General features: G+C 70.8%; 15 protein-coding genes. 11 read left to right on the top strand and 4 right to left on the bottom strand.

Going from position 1 to position 16237, the window contains the following annotated elements:
* The first annotated feature begins 15 nt into the window (after positions 1 to 15).
* From HUO13_RS23825 to HUO13_RS23815, 3 genes are all read left to right on the top strand, one after another.
* Complete coding sequence (locus tag HUO13_RS23825) at positions 16 to 1020, top strand: TauD/TfdA family dioxygenase (RefSeq protein WP_211897300.1); 1005 nt, start codon at positions 16 to 18, stop codon at positions 1018 to 1020.
* Positions 1017 to 2087 (top strand): 2,3-diaminopropionate biosynthesis protein SbnB, encoded by a 1071-nt coding sequence (gene sbnB / locus HUO13_RS23820; protein WP_211897299.1) that lies wholly within the window; start codon positions 1017 to 1019, stop codon positions 2085 to 2087. The genes HUO13_RS23825 and sbnB overlap by 4 nt, the downstream gene beginning before the upstream one ends.
* 170 nt (positions 2088 to 2257) lie before the next feature.
* The gene (locus HUO13_RS23815) at positions 2258 to 3061 is read left to right on the top strand and encodes a crotonase/enoyl-CoA hydratase family protein (protein ID WP_211897298.1); all 804 of its coding nucleotides are present in this window, start codon (positions 2258 to 2260) and stop codon (positions 3059 to 3061) included.
* A 100-nt stretch (positions 3062 to 3161) separates the two neighbouring features.
* Here HUO13_RS23815 and HUO13_RS23810 read toward each other — a convergent pair whose 3' ends face one another.
* Entirely contained in the window at positions 3162 to 3482 is a 321-nt protein-coding gene (locus HUO13_RS23810) for a hypothetical protein (RefSeq protein ID WP_211897297.1), read from the bottom strand.
* A gap of 726 nt (positions 3483 to 4208) precedes the next feature.
* Here HUO13_RS23810 and HUO13_RS23805 point away from each other — a divergent pair.
* A complete protein-coding gene (locus HUO13_RS23805) occupies positions 4209 to 4547 on the top strand; it encodes a hypothetical protein (RefSeq protein ID WP_249123989.1) in 339 nt (112 codons plus the stop codon).
* A 197-nt stretch (positions 4548 to 4744) separates the two neighbouring features.
* On the top strand, positions 4745 to 6058 hold the full coding sequence (locus tag HUO13_RS23800; protein WP_211897296.1) for a hypothetical protein: 1314 nt from the start codon (positions 4745 to 4747) through the stop codon (positions 6056 to 6058).
* Positions 6059 to 6333: 275 nt separating this feature from the next.
* Here HUO13_RS23800 and HUO13_RS38155 read toward each other — a convergent pair whose 3' ends face one another.
* From HUO13_RS38155 to HUO13_RS23785, 3 genes are all read right to left on the bottom strand, one after another.
* Positions 6334 to 7836: a hypothetical protein gene (locus tag HUO13_RS38155; protein WP_211897295.1), complete on the bottom strand. Its 1503-nt coding sequence runs from the start codon at positions 7834 to 7836 to the stop codon at positions 6334 to 6336.
* Positions 7837 to 8223: 387 nt separating this feature from the next.
* The gene (locus tag HUO13_RS23790) at positions 8224 to 8448 is read right to left on the bottom strand and encodes a hypothetical protein (protein WP_211897294.1); all 225 of its coding nucleotides are present in this window, start codon (positions 8446 to 8448) and stop codon (positions 8224 to 8226) included.
* A gap of 198 nt (positions 8449 to 8646) precedes the next feature.
* Positions 8647 to 10038 (bottom strand): amino acid permease, encoded by a 1392-nt coding sequence (locus tag HUO13_RS23785; protein WP_211897293.1) that lies wholly within the window; start codon positions 10036 to 10038, stop codon positions 8647 to 8649.
* A 341-nt stretch (positions 10039 to 10379) separates the two neighbouring features.
* Between HUO13_RS23785 and HUO13_RS23780 the strand changes: the two genes are divergently transcribed.
* From HUO13_RS23780 to HUO13_RS23755, 6 genes are all read left to right on the top strand, one after another.
* On the top strand, positions 10380 to 11216 hold the full coding sequence (locus tag HUO13_RS23780) for an NmrA family NAD(P)-binding protein (protein ID WP_211897292.1): 837 nt from the start codon (positions 10380 to 10382) through the stop codon (positions 11214 to 11216).
* A 51-nt stretch (positions 11217 to 11267) separates the two neighbouring features.
* Positions 11268 to 11813: an adenylate kinase gene (locus tag HUO13_RS23775; protein WP_211897291.1), complete on the top strand. Its 546-nt coding sequence runs from the start codon at positions 11268 to 11270 to the stop codon at positions 11811 to 11813.
* Positions 11814 to 11926: 113 nt separating this feature from the next.
* Positions 11927 to 12340 carry a DUF6098 family protein gene (locus HUO13_RS23770; RefSeq protein WP_249123988.1) on the top strand — a complete coding sequence of 138 codons (414 nt, stop codon included), beginning with the start codon at positions 11927 to 11929 and terminating at the stop codon, positions 12338 to 12340.
* Positions 12341 to 12493: 153 nt separating this feature from the next.
* Positions 12494 to 13387: a LysR family transcriptional regulator gene (locus tag HUO13_RS23765; RefSeq protein WP_211897290.1), complete on the top strand. Its 894-nt coding sequence runs from the start codon at positions 12494 to 12496 to the stop codon at positions 13385 to 13387.
* Positions 13388 to 13805: 418 nt separating this feature from the next.
* The gene (locus tag HUO13_RS23760; protein WP_211897289.1) at positions 13806 to 15131 is read left to right on the top strand and encodes a lysine N(6)-hydroxylase/L-ornithine N(5)-oxygenase family protein; all 1326 of its coding nucleotides are present in this window, start codon (positions 13806 to 13808) and stop codon (positions 15129 to 15131) included.
* Positions 15132 to 15223: 92 nt separating this feature from the next.
* Positions 15224 to 16207 (top strand): iron-siderophore ABC transporter substrate-binding protein, encoded by a 984-nt coding sequence (locus tag HUO13_RS23755; protein WP_211897288.1) that lies wholly within the window; start codon positions 15224 to 15226, stop codon positions 16205 to 16207.
* Positions 16208 to 16237: the final 30 nt, after the last annotated feature.

Genomic DNA, 16237 nt, shown 5'->3' with positions numbered 1-16237 from the left:
CGGAAAGGAATCGAGATGTCGTCCTCAACTCCAGCGTCGGCGCTCGACGTCGACCTGCGGCCCGGCAAGCCCGCGATGCTGCGGGCGGATGCGGCCGGTGGCGCGCCGAGATGGGCATCGGAGCACCGGGACGCGCTGCGCGCCGCGGTGGCCGAGCACGGCTCGGTCCTGGTCCGCGGTCTCGGGCTGCGCGAGACCGCCGAGGCCGCCGCCGTCTTTCACCGGCTGTCCACCGGCCTGATGACCGAGCGGGAGGCCTTCGCCGCCCGCCAGGACCACGGCGACGGGGTGTACTCCTCGTCGAAGTGGCCGGCGAACCAGCAGATGTGCATGCACAACGAGCTGAGCTACGCCCTCGAGTTCCCGGGAATGATGCAGTTCGCGTGCCTGACCGCCCCAGAGCACGGCGGAGCGACCGCGGTCGCCGACACACCGACCGTGCTCGACGCGCTGCCCGCCGACCTCGTCGCGCGGTTCGAGCGTGAGGGCTGGCTGCTGGTCCGCAACTACAACGACGAAATCGGCGCGTCGTTCGCCGAGGCGTTCGGCACCGAGGACCGGGCCGAGGTCGAGAGGTACTGCCGCAACAACGCCATCGAGTTCGAGTGGCAGCCCGACGGCGGGCTGCGCACCAGGCAGCGACGCAGCGCCGTCGTGCGCCACCCGGCCACCGGGCGGCGCTGCTGGTTCAACCAGATCGCGTTCCTCAACGAGTGGACGATCGCGCCCGAGGTGCGCGAGTTCCTGGTCGAGGTCTACGGCCCCGAGGGGCTGCCCTTCAACACGCTCTTCGGCAACGGGGAACCGGTTGGCGAGGACGTCGTGGCGCTGCTCAACGAGATCTACGAGGCCAACACCGCCCGGGAGCCCTGGCAGGACGGCGACCTGATGCTGGTCGACAACATCCGCAACGCCCACAGCCGGGAGGCCTACGAGGGCCCGCGCGAGGTCCTCGTCGCGATGGCCGACGCCACGCACCTCGCCGCCTGCTCGCCGACGATCGAGGTGACCGCCCCATGACCACCATCCACACCGGCCAGGAGCAGACGGCGAAGGCGGAGCAGGCCACCGTGCAACCGTTCGCGGTGATCTCCGGGGCCCAGGTGCAGCGGACGCTGGAAGGCCGCGAGAGCGAGATCGTGGAGCTGACCGAGGAGATCTACCGCGTGCACGCCGCCGGCGACTCGGTGAACCCGCCGTCGTACTTCCTGCGCTTCCCGGACCGCCCCAACTCCCGGATCATCGCGCTGCCCGCGTCGATCGGCGGGCGGGTCCGCGTGGACGGGATGAAGTGGATCTCCAGCTTCCCGGACAACGTGGCGGCGGGCATCCCGCGCGCTTCGGCCGTGCTGATCCTCAACGACCACGACACCGGGTATCCGTTCGCCTGCATGGAGAGCTCCATCATCAGCGCCACCAGGACCGCGGCCTCGGCGGCGCTGGCCGCCGACCGGCTCAGCCGGGGGCGCGCGCGTCCGGCGCGCATCGGGTTCTTCGGAGTGGGCCTGATCGCCCGCTACATCCACCGGTTCCTGGTCGGCACCGGCTGGTCGTTCGACGACATCGGCGTGTACGACCTGTCGGCCGAGAGCGCGGCCGGTTTCCGGGGCTACCTGGAGCAGACCGTCGGGGCCGGGCGGGTCACACTGCACGACGAACCCGAGCAGCTCATCCGGTCCAGCGACCTCGTGGTGTTCGCGACCGTCGCGGGAACTCCGCACGTGCACGACCCGTCGTGGTTCCGGCACAACCCGCTGGTGCTGCACGTGTCGCTGCGCGACCTCGCCCCGGAGATCATCCTGGCCTCGGCCAACGTCGTCGACGACGTCGAGCACTGCCTGAAGGCCGACACCTCGCCGCACCTGGCCGAGCAGCTGACCGGCGACCGGGAGTTCCTCGACGGGACGCTGGAGGACGTGATGTCCGAGCGGATCACGCCGCCCACCGACCGCCCGCTGGTGTTCTCGCCCTTCGGGCTCGGGGTGCTCGACCTCGGCGTGGGCAAGTATGTCTACGACGAGGTGGCCGCGGCAGGCGAGCTGCAAGTGGTCGACGACTTCTTCCACGAGCTGCGCCGCTACGGCTAGCGACCCGTGGGACTTTTCGGGCTGCCACGGCGGCCCCGCAGGACTCGCGGATGCTTGCGGGAACCGGTCGGCGGCGCGTGCGGCGGGACGTCGCCGGGGTAGGGGCTCGTGCCCGATGTTACCGACCAGTAGTATCGGGTGGTCCCACCGCCGGAAGCAGAGGATCGCCGATGCCGGAACGAGTCTCGGTCGAGATCGACGGGCCGCTGGCCCACGTCACCATGACGCGGGCGGACCGGCTCAACGGTCTCGACCTCGACATGATGCGCGCGCTGGTAGAGGCTGCCGGACAGGTGCGTGCCAACCGGGACGTCCGCGCGGTCGTCCTCAGCGGCGAGGGCAAGTCCTTCTGCGCCGGCCTGGACTTCGCCTCGGTTGGCAGACAGCCCCGGCGGATGATGCTCAACTTCCTGCGGCCGCCGTGGCGCTCCACCAACCTGTACCAGGAGATGTGCTGGGTGTGGCGGAGGCTTCCGGTGCCGGTGCTCGCGGTCATCCGGGGGCACTGCTTCGGCGGCGGCCTGCAGCTGGCGCTCGGCGCCGACTTCCGCTTCACCACCCCGGACTGCCGGTTCTCGGTGATGGAGGCCAAGTGGGGGCTGGTGCCCGACATGAGCGGCACCGCCACGCTGCGCGAGCTGCTGCCGGTGGACGTGGCCAAGCGACTGGCCATGACAGGGGAGACCTTCGACGGCAACCGGGCTCGCGAGCTGGGGCTGGTCACCGAGGTCTGCGACGACCCGGCCGCGGCGGCGACCGAACTGGCGCACCGGATCGCCGGGCGTTCCCCGGACGCGGTCGCGGCGACCAAACGGCTGTTCCACCAGGCGTGGCACGCGGCATCGTGGCGCGCGTTCCGGCTGGAGAGCGCCTACCAGCTCAGGCTGATGCTGGGCAAGAACCACAAGATCGCGCGCAGGGCCAATGCCGACCGGAGTGAACCCGAGTTCGCCCGGCGAACCCTCGGGCGCTAGACCGGAATCCGCCGACGACACGCACTCGGCGCGCCGTCGGCGGGATTCCAGCGGTGTGAAGCGGCGGGTCAGCGGTGATACCGCCGACCCGCCCGCGCTGTCACCACCTGCCGCCGGCGAACGCGTCACCGCCGGGGCCACCGATGCCGTCGCCACCCCAGCCGGTGCCGCCGTGGCCGAAGTTGCCGCCGTGGCCGCCGTTGCCGCCGTGGCCGAAGTTGCCGCCGATACCGCCGCGGCCGCCTTCGCCGCCGCCGTGACCGCCGCCGTGACCGCCACCGTTGCCGCCGTCGCCGGCATGAGCGTTGTTCGTCTCACCGCCCCAGTCCGCTCGCGGACCGCCTGCGAACGCGAACATCGTCAGCACGGTGCGAGCGGGAAGAAATTCCACCCGCTGGTCCTCCAGCTCGAAAAGGCTCATTTCGTGAGACACTATTTCCTCCTCTTGCGGAAAACGCGGAAACCGGAGGGGAACAAGCGAACCTGTTTTCCCTCGGAGTCCATTTCGGTCATTATTGAGTTCTGTTGTTGCGGTGGAAATGCTAAGGGCAGGTGCTTGTGGGCGCAGGGCGATCAACGCTGCTCACGGCGGCCCGGAGTCGCGGCGCTCGTCGATGTTCACCCCTGTTGCGGGCCGGTGGTCCACCGTTGTCCGGTTCCGGTGCCGACCGCATTTCCGATCATGGGAGACCACGCCGGTTCGGTGCTTGTTCCTCTGTCGACTCGCGCACTGTGATCAAGTTTCCTCGGAATGTTCTTGCATTGCATGGGCTTCCGGGGAAAGAAGTGCTGGACAGCGCCTTGCTGGCCACTGTGGACCGGTCTGCCCGGTCGGTACGTGCGGGCTGCCGGGATCGGCCGTCGCGTGCGAACGCCAGATCGGCACACGGCGTCAAACTGGCGCCCGAAGTGCGTTGCGAGCGCGCCGAGCGCGTCCACCGCGTCATGTGGACCAACATCAGTCTTCAGTGGACTCGCGTTACCCGAACGAGTGACTATGTCGTACTCGTGTCGGGCTGTTCCTGCCCATAGCATCTGCGCGGCACCAGCGAGTCTGGAGCTTCGGAAAGGAGAAGGCCGGAAGAAAACGGGCAGTTGCCCGTGGATTGTTCCGGCCTGCCGACCAACTTCTGTGCAGGAGGTTACGTTGCCTCATGAATTGAGCATTGCCGAGCTGGAGAACGAGCGGGTCGAGTTCCTCCCGGCGCGCACCGTCCTTACGACGCTCGCGCTCGGGCTCAGCCCGCGTGGCTGGGACTGGGCAGAGACCACCCCGGCCGAGGAAACCAACAGCGCCTCCGGCGGTTCGGGCGGCACCGGTGGCGGCACCGGTGGCGGCCAGGGCGGCGGCAACGGCGGGAACGGCGGCAACGGCGGTTCCGGCGGTGACGGTGGCGACGGCGGCAACGGTGGCGACGGCATCGGTGGCGACGGCATCGGTGGCGACGGCGTCGGTGGCGAGGGCGGCACCGCGGCCGCAGGCTGAGTGAACGAGAGCTGGTGGTCCGGCGGGACATCCGCTGACCCATCACGCTGAAGTCAGGTACGGCGGAGCCGGCCGCGGGCAGCAGAACCCCGAGCACATCCTCTGCGCCCGCGGCCTGTTTCGGTCTTCGGGAGTTCTCTCGGGAGGGATGCACCATCGTCGCCGGTTCTGAGACAGGAGAGCACGACCGCGGGGACGTGGCCGAGCTCCCGGTGCCCGACCTGGATCCCACCGTCGAGCTGATCGGCGAGTATCAGGACTCGGGCTACCAGGAGCCGCCATATCTGGCGCGTCGTGCCGACGGGCAGGTCGTGCAGCTCACCCGCCTGCTCTACCTCGTCGCGTCCCGGCTCGACGGCCACCGCACCCACGCGCAGCTCGCCGAGGAGGTCAGCGGCGATTTCGGGCGCGGCGTCAGCGCCGACCAGGTGGCCTTCCTCATCGACAACAGGCTGCGACCCGCCGGGATGGTCGCCAGCACCAGCGAGGCAGAGCGGGCCGAGGTCCGCAGCCGCAGGCATCCGGACCGCCTCCTCGCGCTGCGGTTGCGGGTCGCGCTGGTGCCCGAGCGCGTCGTCTCGGCCATCGCCGCGGTGTTCCAGCCCCTCTACTGGCCGCCGGTGGTGGTCACCGCGCTCGTCGCCCTGGCCTTCGCCGAGATCTGGCTGCTCGCGGCGCACGACGGCCTCGGCCACGCCGTCTCCAGCGTCAACGCGCTGATCGACGAGCCGACGCAGACGTTGCTGGTGCTGGGGCTGCTCTTCGTGGCCGGTGTCTTCCACGAGTTCGGCCACGTCGCCGCGTGCCGCTACGGCGGCGCCCGGCCCGGTGCCATGGGGGTCGGCATCTACCTCGTGTGGCCCGCGATGTACAGCACGGTCACCGACGTCTACCGCCTCGGTCGCGGGGCCAGGTTGCGCACCGACCTCGGCGGCGTGTACTTCAACGGGCTGGCGCTGATCGCCATGATCGCCGCGTACGCGTGGACGGGCGCGCCCTGGCTGCTGGTCGCCATCCTCACCTGGCAGGTCACGACGATCTGGCAGTTCCTGCCGTCCATCCGGCTCGACGGCTACTACATCCTCAGCGACCTCGTCGGTGTGCCCGACCTGTTCGACCGCATGATGCCGACGCTGCGCAGCCTGATCCCGGGGCGGCCCATGGACCCCAGGGTCCGGGAGCTCAAGCCGTGGGCGCGGCGGGTCATCGCGATCTGGGTCGTGCTGGTGATCCCGTGCCTGGCCTACTGGTTGATTCTCTTCCTGGCCCTGGCCCCGTACGTCCTGCCGACGCTCTGGGACTCGCTGGCGCGGATGGGCGGCGGTGTGGCCGGTGCGGCGCAGGCGGGCGAGATCGCCGCGATGACCACCGGCGTCATCCAGATCCTGCTGCTGTTGCTGCCCTGGGTTGGCGTGACCATCATCCTGTACGGGCTGACCCGCAGCCTCGTCCTTTGGCTGCGGCGGTTGCGCGCCCGGCGTAAGCAGTCCAGGGACGCCGCGGAGGCTTGAGGCCGCCCTTGAACGCATCTTGCGTGGCGGTGTGGTTGCGGAACCTCGGTGCCTGTCTTCGAACTCACCTTGCGTGGCGGTTCCGGTGGCGGAACCGGCTGCGCCGCTTCAAAGACCAATGACAGCGCTCAGGCTCCACCGTGACGGCTGAGCGCACCCAAAGCCGGTTCAGACCCCGGACTGTGCGACGAATCCTTGCCCGCCAACGGGATTGCTCCTCCACGGAAATGGCCCGCCGGAAAGGTTCCGGCGGGCCACTCCTGTGTCAGCGGACCTCAGCCCGCCAGCTTGCACGCGATGACCGCACCAAGAGGCAGCGGGCGCTGTGCGCAAGCCGCTTCGCGGGTGCCGCCGACGCTGTCGGACTTCGGCTCGGCAGCGGTGCCACCATTGCCGGGCTGGTCGGCGACCGGAGCGTTCACCGACGTGGTGCCCGGCTCGCCGCTGACCGAGGCGTCCTCGCCGACGCCGCTGAGCGGGATGCTGGGCAGGACGTCACCGGACACCCGTTGGGTCACCTCTTCGGTGGCGTTGACGCCGGTCCCCAGCGTGCGCCCGGTCGCCTGGTGCTCGGGCGCGGTGCGCGCGACGCCGTTGTGGCTGCCGTTGTCGCCTACCCCGCCGGAGGGGAAGCCGTAGCTGCCGTTGGCGCCGTCGCGTCCTGGCAGCGCCCGCACCGAGGCGGTGCCGTTGCGGTCGACGACCTCACCGGCTCCGCTCTCACCGCCAAGACCGCCGTTGCCACCGGGGCCGCCGATGCCACCGCTGCCGTCGATACCGCCGATGCCGTCGATGCCGCCGTCACCGCCGCGGCCACCCGCACCGCCCTCGACGGTGATCTGGTCGCTGCCCTCGTTCACGATCGTGCCCGCGTTGCCGAGGCCAGCGGGACCGTTGGACGCGGCCCGGCCTCCGCCGCCGTTGCCGCCCGCACCGCCGTGGCCGCTCTCGGTGCCCACGCCGCCGCCACCGCGACCGCCGTGCCCACCGTTGCCGTTGGTCCCGCCGGTGACGTTGACGGTGTTGGTGCCCTCGCCGCCGGTGATGCGGCCGAGGTTGCCGGCACCGCCGGTGCCGCCGTTGCCGCCGGCACCGCCGTTCCCGCCGCCGTAGGCCAGCATCTGCTCCGCGGCGCCACCGCCGCCGTTGCCGCCCTCGCCGCCGTTGCCGCCGGTGCCACCGGTGACGCTGATCGTGTCGTTGCCCGTACCGCCGTTGATGAGACCGGTACGCGCCACGGCGTCGCCGCCGGTGCCGCCGTGACCGCCGCGCCCGGCGTCCTTGCCGTTCTCGGTCGGGGGCTCGTCACCGTTGGCGGACGGCCCCGTGCCCTGCCGGCCGCTGGCCGACGTTCCGGCGTCACCGCCGTTCGGGCCGATCTTGCCGTTGCCGCCGTTGCCGCCGTTGCCACCGGTCGAGCCGGTGACGGTGATCGTGTCGTCGCCGGCACCGCCGTCGACGCTGCCGACCACGCTGCCGACGATGGTGATCCGGTCCTTGCCGGCGGTACCCTGCAGCGTCTGCCCGGCCTGCACCCCTCGCGGGCACAGGATGTCCTGTCCACCGAACTCGTTGGGGGTCCGCGAGCAGCCGGCCGGGTCGGCCAGCGCGGGCTGAGCGGTGAGCAGCCCGAAGCTGGTCATGGCGAGCATGCCGGCGCTGGACAGCGTCAGCCAGTGCTTGCCGGTCCGCCACGCCGCGGAACTCCTGTCGGAGTCCGCGGGGGCGGACGAGTCCAGTCCTGAGGACAGGACGTGGGGATACCGAGGTTGAGCCATTGACATCACTCCCTTGCGAAGTGCGCTCGTACTAGGCTGAACAGCGCAGAACATTAGGCCATAAGGACTATAGTGGTCGGCATTCCCGGTGTTGATGTCGGCTTTGCTATTCGGCCGCGCGAAGGAGCCGGGCGTCCGGCGGTGTCGTCCTGGGTGTCCGATGTGGATTCGTCGCCATATCTTCGCGGCCATTCTGATCAGCGCTTTTGTTGCTGACGACGTGGTTTTCGGGCCGTCTCGCGAGCTACGTGGCAACGTGCGCTTGCTGGCCTGGCACTTTTCTCCAGTGCCGATCCGAATGGTTCTTTCGGAATGTTCCAACTGGAGCTGCCGAATTGTCACTATCGGCGGGTGGCCTCGCCCCGTCGTTCTGGATTGCGCGCGAAATCAGTTCGGGGAATGGGTTGATCCAGCCTCGGCCGGATGCGTCGCGGCGGAAACGGTCAGCCCGGCGGCGATGCGCAGCCTGCGCAGTTCCGCGGCCACGCTTGGTGGTGCTTCGGCGGGAACACGGGGCTGGTCGTCGCGCCGCTGGGGCACCAGCACGACAGGGGTGTCCGGGATGGAGAGCGGCGGGGGTGCCGCCGGTGTGAAGGGTGCCGGGTCGGCCACTGGCGGCTTGTGGCTCTCCGGTTCACCGCTGAGCTCCGCCGCGGCGCACAGGGGCGGCGATCTCGCTGCCGGAGCACGAAAGCGCGTTCGTCGGCTGGGAATTCGACCGCACCGCACCGAAAGAGACTGTGCTCGGGCCTGCGGGCCCTCGGGCGAACGGGCGCGAACCCGGACGTGGTGCGGTGCGGTCGGTCGGGGTCAGTCCCGGGCCGGCGCGAACTCCGGTTGTGCGACGGGGGTCCTGCGCTGGTGGACGATGCCGATGGTCACCAGCGCGGCCGCGACCAGCAGCGTGAGCAGCAACTGCACGCGGGTCTCGCCCTCGAGGGCCATGCCCGCCAGGACGGCGGCGATCCCGGCGATGGTGATCCAGGTCAGGTACGGATAGCCCCACATCCGCAGCGTCAGCCGGGCGGGATCGGTGCGCTGGTAGTGGCGGCGCAGACGCAGCTGGGAGAAGGCGATCACCAGCCAGACCAGCAACGCCGTCGCCCCGGAGGAGTTCACCAGGAACAGGAACACCGTGTCGGGGGAGAGGTAGTTGAACGCGACGGCCACGAAACCGACGACCGTCGAGCCCAGCACCGCGAGCACAGGCGTTCCGCGCTTGCTGACCCGGGCCACCGCGGCCGGGCCCTGGCCCCGCCGGGACAGCGAGTAGGCCATCCGGGAGGCCGTGTAGAGCCCGGAGTTCAGGCAGGACAGCACGGAGGTGAACACGACGACGTCCATCACCGTCGCCGCCGCGGGCAGCCCGATCTGGTCGAGCACGGCCACGTACGGGCTCTTGGCGACCTCGGCGCTGTCGTAGGGCAGCAGCGTGACGATGACGGCGATCGAGCCGATGTAGAAGACCAGGATCCGCCACACCACCGACCGCACCGCGGCGCGGACCGCGCGGCCGGGGTTGTCGGACTCGCCCGCGGCGATCGTGGCGATCTCGGCGCCGAAGAAGGAGAACACGATCACGACCAGCCCGCCGAACACCGGGCTCGCGCCGAAGGGCATGAAACCGCCGTGGCCGACAAGGTTGCTGATGCCGGGGCTCGGCACCGTGGGCAGCAGCCCGAGGATGGCCGCCGCGCCGAGGGCGATGAACCCGACGATGGCGGCCACCTTGATGGCGGCGAACCAGAACTCGAACTCCCCGAACGAGCGCACCGAGTACAGGTTCGTCGCGGTCAGCACCAGCATGATGAGCAGCGCCCACACCCACTGCGGGACACCGGGCACCCACCGGTTGGCGATCTCGGCGCCCGCGGTGGCCTCGATGCCCAGCACGACGACCCAGAACCACCAGTACAGCCAGCCGATGGACAGGCCGGCCCAGCGTCCGAGCGCCTGCTCGGCGTAGGCGGAGAACGACCCGGTGGCGGGACTGGCCGCCGACATCTCACCGAGCATCCGCATCACCAGCACCACCAGGACGCCGGCCAGCGCGTAGGAGACCAGCGCGGCGGGCCCCGCCTCGCTGATGGCCGCGCCGCTGCCGACGAACAGCCCGGCGCCGATCACCCCGGCGATCGCGATCATGCTCAGGTGCCGCTGGCGCAGCCCGCTGCTGAGCGAGGACCCCTCCGTGCCTGACAACTGCGACCCCTTCCTCGGTGGTCCGACTGCGGTTGCCGGACATCGTGAGCCCCGTCACGGCGGGCGGCCAAGGTGTCGATTTGTACAACGGCGAAGACCAACTTCGGCGGATCGTCCACTGTCGTGCACGGCGCCGGTGGTTTAGGGAGCCTCCGGCGGCGATGCGCGGGCGGATACGTCATTGCCACGTTGCTGGTAGTTCAGGGCTACAAGCGGTCGGCGGCGCGGCCGGACGTCCGGCGGCGTCGCTCCGTTCGGTCTTGCCGCACATCGGCGACTCGACAGGAAAAATGCTTCCGCGAGGACAGGAACTGACCGCCGATGTTCCTAGCGTCGGCGGCATGAACAGCCCCAAGACGATCCTCGTCACCGGAGCCACCGGAAACGTCGGACGCCACCTCGTCCGCCAGCTGCTCGCCGACGGACACCGGGTGCGCGCCCTGACCCGCGACCCCGCCCGGGCGGACCTGCCCGCGGGCGCGCAGGTGTTCGCCGGCGACCTGACCGACACCGCCGGCCTGGCGCCCGCCTTCGACGGCGTCCGCGCCGCCCACCTGATCACGTTCGACGGCGCGGACTTCTCACCTCTGGCCAACGGCGAGGACCTCGTCGAGCTCGCGGTGGCGAGCGGGGTGCGCGAGGTGACCGTCCTCAAGGGCGATGTGTCGAAAAGCCCGCTGGAGCTCGCCGTCGAGGCGGGCGGCCTCGACTGGACGTACCTGGCGCCGGTGGAGTTCATGTGCAACGCCCTGGAGTGGGCCGGTCCGGTGCGGGAGGAGGGCGTCGTCCGCGAGGCGTTCGCCGAGTCCAGGAGCGCGATGATCCACGAGGCCGACATCGCCGCCGTCGCGGCGACGGCCCTGACCGAGCACGGACACGCCGGGCAGGAGTACTGGCTGACGGGGCCGGAGGCGTTGACCCCACCGCAGAAGGTGCGAACGATCAGCGAGGTGCTGGGGCGCGAGGTGCGCTACGTCGAACTCACCCGCGACGAGGTCCTGGCGCAGTGGCGGGCGGAGGGCTACTCGGCCGAGGACATCGAGTTCTTCCTCGCCATGCGGACCGACCCGGCCGGGATGGGCGGGACGGTGCTGCCCACGGTGCGGGAGGTCACCGGGCGGCCCGCGCGCGACTTCGCCCGGTGGGTGCGGGAGAACGCCGCCGCCTTCGGCGGCTGAGCCCGGAACGGCGGCGCCGGACCGGTGCGCTGCTTCGGTATGGTCCTTTCCGTGGCCGATCGGATCGCGCGCCGGATCGTGGTCTACGGCGTCACCGGATCGGGCAAGTCGACCGCGGCCCAGCGGATCAGCCGCGCGACCGGTGTGCCGTGGCATCCCGTGGACGACCTCACCTGGGAGCCGGGCTGGGTCGAGGTCCCGCCCGAGGAGCAGCGCAGACGCATCGCGCGGATCTGCGCCCAGGACGAATGGATCCTGGACTCGGCCTACGGCAAGTGGCTGGAGATCCCGCTCGCCCGTGCGGAGCTGATCGTCGCGCTGGACTACCCGCGGTGGCTGTCGTTGTCGCGGCTGCTCCGCCGCACCGCGGGCCGGGTGATCGACAGGCGGCCGGTGTGCAACGGGAACCGGGAAACGCTGCGCACGGTCTTCTCCCGCGACTCGATCCTCCTCTGGCACTTCCGCTCGTTCGCCCGCAAGCGCGGGCGGATGCGGGAGTGGGCCGCGGACCCGTCCCGGCCGGCGGTCCACCGCTTCGGGCGCCCCCGGGACCTGCGCGCCTGGATCGCGACCTTGGGGACCACCGAGACCCGGTAACCGCGCCGGGTCCGGTGGAGCACCGCATCGCGGGTGCGTGGCTCCCGCACGGCGCGTGGGCGCTCCACAGCGGACTTGTGGGGCCGCGCAGGTCTGCCGGGTAACCCACCGCAGTGACCGACGACCACAATGGCCTCCCCGTGCTGGGCGGCCTCGGCCACCTGGCCGAGGCCGTGCGTGCCCACGCGGCCGGTCAGGGCCTGTACCTGCGCTGGTCGCGGGGACCGGCCTTCGACGCCGGCACCACCAGCCGCGACGCGCTCACCGGCGTCACGCTGCCCGGCCTGTCGGCCAGCCCGCTGCACGTCGGGTCGTGGTGGGGCGACCGCTCGCTGCGGCTGTGGGGTGGCGCGCAGGCTCTACGACTACAAGCACCTGCGGGAGCGGCAGCCCGGCCAGGGCGTCCGCGCTGGCTGCTGGCGGGGCGCGAGGTCGCCCGCGGGCCGGACAAGGAACCCTTGGTGGCGCCGGAGCGGGCGATCGCCTTTGTCGCCGAGGAGGCACTGCGGAGGGGCGACGGCTGGTAGCCGAGCTGCACGACGAATGGGGTTCGCTCGACCGCCCCGCCTGACCGCGTGCACCGGTCGCCGGACCGAGCACTCTGACAGCCTTCCACGCAGTGGACGCACGCCCTGCGCGGTCGTGCGGCGCAGGGCGTGCGGCACCTATGCTTGCCGGTCATGAATGTCGAGCTGCGGCATCTGCGCGCCCTCGCCGCGATCGGCGACGAGGGGACCATCACCGGCGCTGCCCAGGCGCTGCACGTCAGCCAGCCCGCGCTGTCCCGCCCCCTCGACCAGCTCGAGGGCAGGCTCGGCACGCGGCTGGTGGAGCGCACCACCCGGCGCCTGGTGCTGACCGAGGCCGGCCGGCGGCTCTGGGAGCACTCCCACCGGTTGCTCAACCAGCTCACGGACGCGCTCGCCGAGACCACCTCGGGGCCGCGTGAGCTGCGCGTCGGGTTCGCCTGGGCGACGCTCGGCCGGCACACGGTGCCGCTGCTGCGCGGCTGGCGCGAACGGCACCCCGGTACCGCGGTCCGGGTGCGGCACCACGACGACCCGGAGGCCGCGCTCTGCCGCGGAGAGGTCGACGTGGCGTTCCTGCGCACGGTGCCCCCGGCCGGAAGCGCGTTGCGGACCCTCCCGCTCTACGACGAGCGCCGCCTGGCCGCCGTGGCGGAGGGCGACCCGCTCGCCGCCGAGGGCGCCGTGCGGCTCGCCGACCTCGCCGGACGTCCGGTCGCGCTCTGCGCCACCGCCGCCACCAGCAGCGCGGCCCTGTGGCCCGACGAGCGGCGGCCGCGGACCTTCGAGGTCGGCGGCGTGGACGAATGGCTCACCGCGATCGCCACCGGTGACGCGGTCGGCGTGACCACCGAGGGAACCGGGCACAGCCACCCCTACCCGGGCGTGCGCTACCTGCCGATCGCCGACGCGGCGCCCGTGACCGTCCACCTGGCGTGGCCGAGCGTCCCCGCGCACGCCGCGACGGAGGCGTTCCGCGAGCCCGTGCGGACCTCGCTCGCCGCCGGTTCCGCGTCCCGGAGTCCGAACGCGGTGCTGGCCGGGTAGCCGTCGCGTATGACCCGGTAGGCCGATTCGTCCTTTTTGTCCTCGGTTGCCGCCTCGCGGACGCGACCGTCTTGTTAGGACGGCGAACGGCGGGATCGGCCCGCCGCGTCGCAACATTGCGTCGCGTGAAGATCACGCGGCGCTTGATCGCCTGGTCAGGCATGGTGTCGTGACTGCTGCGTCTGGCTTCCGGCCGTTGCGACGTCGGGTGTAGACGGCTGGGCGTCGGCCGAACGAGCGATGGATCACACAAACGGGCTAAGTTAGTCAAGCCTAAATAAAGGTAGGCTCACCTTCACCGCCGACCTGCGGAGGTCGCGCCGCGCCCAGCGCGGCGCCCGCCACCGCCGGCCGCCGCGGAGTCCGCGCGTGGACGACCAAACCTGAAATCGCAGCTCCGCCGCATGATGGGACAGGTATGACCCGGTATGACGACTCGAATCCGGTTCGTGATCTCGTGGGCGTCGGCTTCGGGCCGTCGAACCTCGCGCTCGCGATCGCCGTGCGCGAGCACAACGCGCAGGTCGGAGCCGGGGACCAGGTGGCCGCGCGCTTCCTGGAGAGCAAGCCTGCCTTCGGCTGGCATCGCGGGATGCTCATCGACGACGCCACGATGCAGGTGTCGTTCCTCAAGGACCTGGTGACCCAGCGCAACCCGGCCAGCGAGTTCAGCTTCCTGTCGTACCTGCACAGCAAGGGCAGGCTGGTCGACTTCATCAACCACAAGAGCCTGTTCCCGCTGCGGGTGGAGTTCCACGACTACTTCGAGTGGGCGGCCTCCCATCTGGACGACCTGGTCGACTACGGCGTCGAGGTCGTCGGCGTCGAACCGGTGGTGCGCGACGGAGTGGTGGAGCACTTCGACGTCGTGGGCCGGACCGCGTCCGGTCGGGAGGTGACCTACCCGGCCCGCAACGTGGTCCTCGCGACGGGACTGGAACCGAACATGCCGGAGGGGATCACCTCCGGCGACCGCGTGTGGCACAACTCCGAGCTGCTGCACCGCATCGAGTCGCTGCCCCAGCGGGGCGACGAGCGGTTCGTCGTGGTGGGGGCCGGGCAGAGCGCGGCCGAGGTCGTCGCGCACCTGCACGGCCGGTTCCAGGACGCGCAGGTGTCCGCGGTGTTCTCGCGGTACGGCTACAGCCCTTCCGACGACAGCCCGTTCGCCAACCGCATCTTCGACCCGTCCGCTGTGGACGACTTCTACACCGCGCCGGAGCAGGTCAAGCAGAAGCTTCTCGGCTACCACGCCAACACGAACTACTCGGTGGTCGACCTCGACCTCATCAACGACCTCTACCGGCGGGTCTACCAGGAGAAGGTGCTCGGCCGCGAGCGCCTGCGGGTGCTCAACACCTCCCGGGTGCTGGAGGTCGTCGAGACCGACACCGGCGTGCGGGTCGCGGTGGAGTCGCTCACCACGGGGGAGAAGGCGATGCTGGAGTCCGATGTGGTCGTCTACGCCACCGGCTACCGGCCGTCGGACCCGACCGCGCTGCTCGGTGAGCTGGCCGACAACTGCGAACGCGACGACCAGGGGCGCTACCGCGTCTCCCGGGACTACCGGCTGAAGACCGGTTCCGCCGTGCGCGGCGGGATCTACCTGCAGGGCGGGACCGAGCATACCCACGGCATCACCTCGTCGCTGCTGTCCAACACAGCGGTGCGCGGTGGCGAGATCCTGCGTTCGATCGTCGACGACCGCAGCACCGGCATTCCGCGGCTGCGCGTGGCGCAGTAAGCCGGCGGCAGTCCGGAATCCCGGCAACGGTGTGGCCCGGCGGCGCAGTCCGGCCGGGCTTGTCCCAACCCCTTCCCCAGGAGAAGAACCCGATGCGGACCAGAAGTGCGGCGCTCGGCGCCCTGCTGCTCATCGTGGCCATGGTGGCCGCCGCCTGTGGGGGCGCGTCCTCCGGCGAGAACCCGGCGGGCAACGGCCCCGTGGTGCAACACAGGTACGGCTCGACCCAGGTGCCCGCGCAACCCAAGCGGGTCGTGACCCTCGGGATGACCGACCACGAGACCGTGCTGGCCCTCGGCATCAAGCCGGTCGGTGTCGTCGACTGGTTCGGTGAGCGCCCCTTCGGCAACTGGCCGTGGAGCCAGCAGCTGTGGGGCGGCCAGCAGCCGGACGTGGTCGGCCAGCGCGACGAGTACAACATGGAGAAGATCGCCGAGCTCAAGCCCGACCTGATCATCGCCGAGTACTCCGGGATGCGCCGCGAGCAGTACGACAAGCTGTCGGCGATCGCGCCGACCGTGGCGCAGTCGCCCCGCTTCCCCGAATACGGCGCGCCCTGGCAGGAGATGACCAGGATGATCGGGCAGGCGCTGAACCAGCCCGCCAAGGCCGAGGAGCTGGTGGCCCGGACCGAAGGCCGTTTCGCCGAGGTCCGCAAGCAGCACCCGGAGTTCGCGCAGCAGACCCTCGCGCTGGTCGACACCTACCGGCAGGGCGCGTTCGGCGCGTTCCCGCCCGCCGACGCCAAGTCGCTGTTCATGCAGGAGCTCGGTTTCAAGTCGCCGCCGCAGCTGACCGCGGCGATCGGGGACAAGGCGGTGGCCGAGTTCGGCTACGAGCAGATGGGCATGCTCGACGTCGACCGCCTGGTGTGGATGACCTCCGACGAGGTCGCCGCGAACGCCGTGCGCACCAACGGCATCTACCGGTCGCTGAACGTGGTCAAGGACGGGCGCGACCTGTTCCTGAGCTACCAGAACCCGCCGGTCGGTGCCGCGATCTCGTTCAACACCGTCCTGAGCATTCCGTACGCCATCGACCAGGTCGTCCCGCAGCTCGCGCGACCGGCCCGGTAACGGCACCTTCGACTCCGCCCCAGAGCGAGA

The organism is Saccharopolyspora erythraea (assembly GCF_018141105.1).
In the GTDB taxonomy this organism is placed as follows: Bacteria; Actinomycetota; Actinomycetes; order Mycobacteriales; family Pseudonocardiaceae; genus Saccharopolyspora_D; species Saccharopolyspora_D erythraea_A.
The sequence above is the reverse complement of the archived record's forward strand: the minus strand, read 5'-3'. Positions and strand labels throughout refer to the sequence as shown.

Coding starts and splice junctions, on each gene's coding strand:
- sbnB (WP_211897299.1), top strand. CDS start 1,017: ATGACCACCATCCACACCGGCCAGGAGCAGACGGCGAAGGCGGAGCAG.
- HUO13_RS23825 (WP_211897300.1), top strand. CDS start 16: ATGTCGTCCTCAACTCCAGCGTCGGCGCTCGACGTCGACCTGCGGCCC.
- HUO13_RS23810 (WP_211897297.1), bottom strand. CDS start 3,482: ATGAGCCTTTTCGAGCTGGAGGACCAGCGGGTGGAATTTCTTCCCGCT.
- HUO13_RS23760 (WP_211897289.1), top strand. CDS start 13,806: ATGACCCGGTATGACGACTCGAATCCGGTTCGTGATCTCGTGGGCGTC.
- HUO13_RS23815 (WP_211897298.1), top strand. CDS start 2,258: ATGCCGGAACGAGTCTCGGTCGAGATCGACGGGCCGCTGGCCCACGTC.
- HUO13_RS38155 (WP_211897295.1), bottom strand. CDS start 7,836: ATGGCTCAACCTCGGTATCCCCACGTCCTGTCCTCAGGACTGGACTCG.
- HUO13_RS23755 (WP_211897288.1), top strand. CDS start 15,224: ATGCGGACCAGAAGTGCGGCGCTCGGCGCCCTGCTGCTCATCGTGGCC.
- HUO13_RS23780 (WP_211897292.1), top strand. CDS start 10,380: ATGAACAGCCCCAAGACGATCCTCGTCACCGGAGCCACCGGAAACGTC.
- HUO13_RS23765 (WP_211897290.1), top strand. CDS start 12,494: ATGAATGTCGAGCTGCGGCATCTGCGCGCCCTCGCCGCGATCGGCGAC.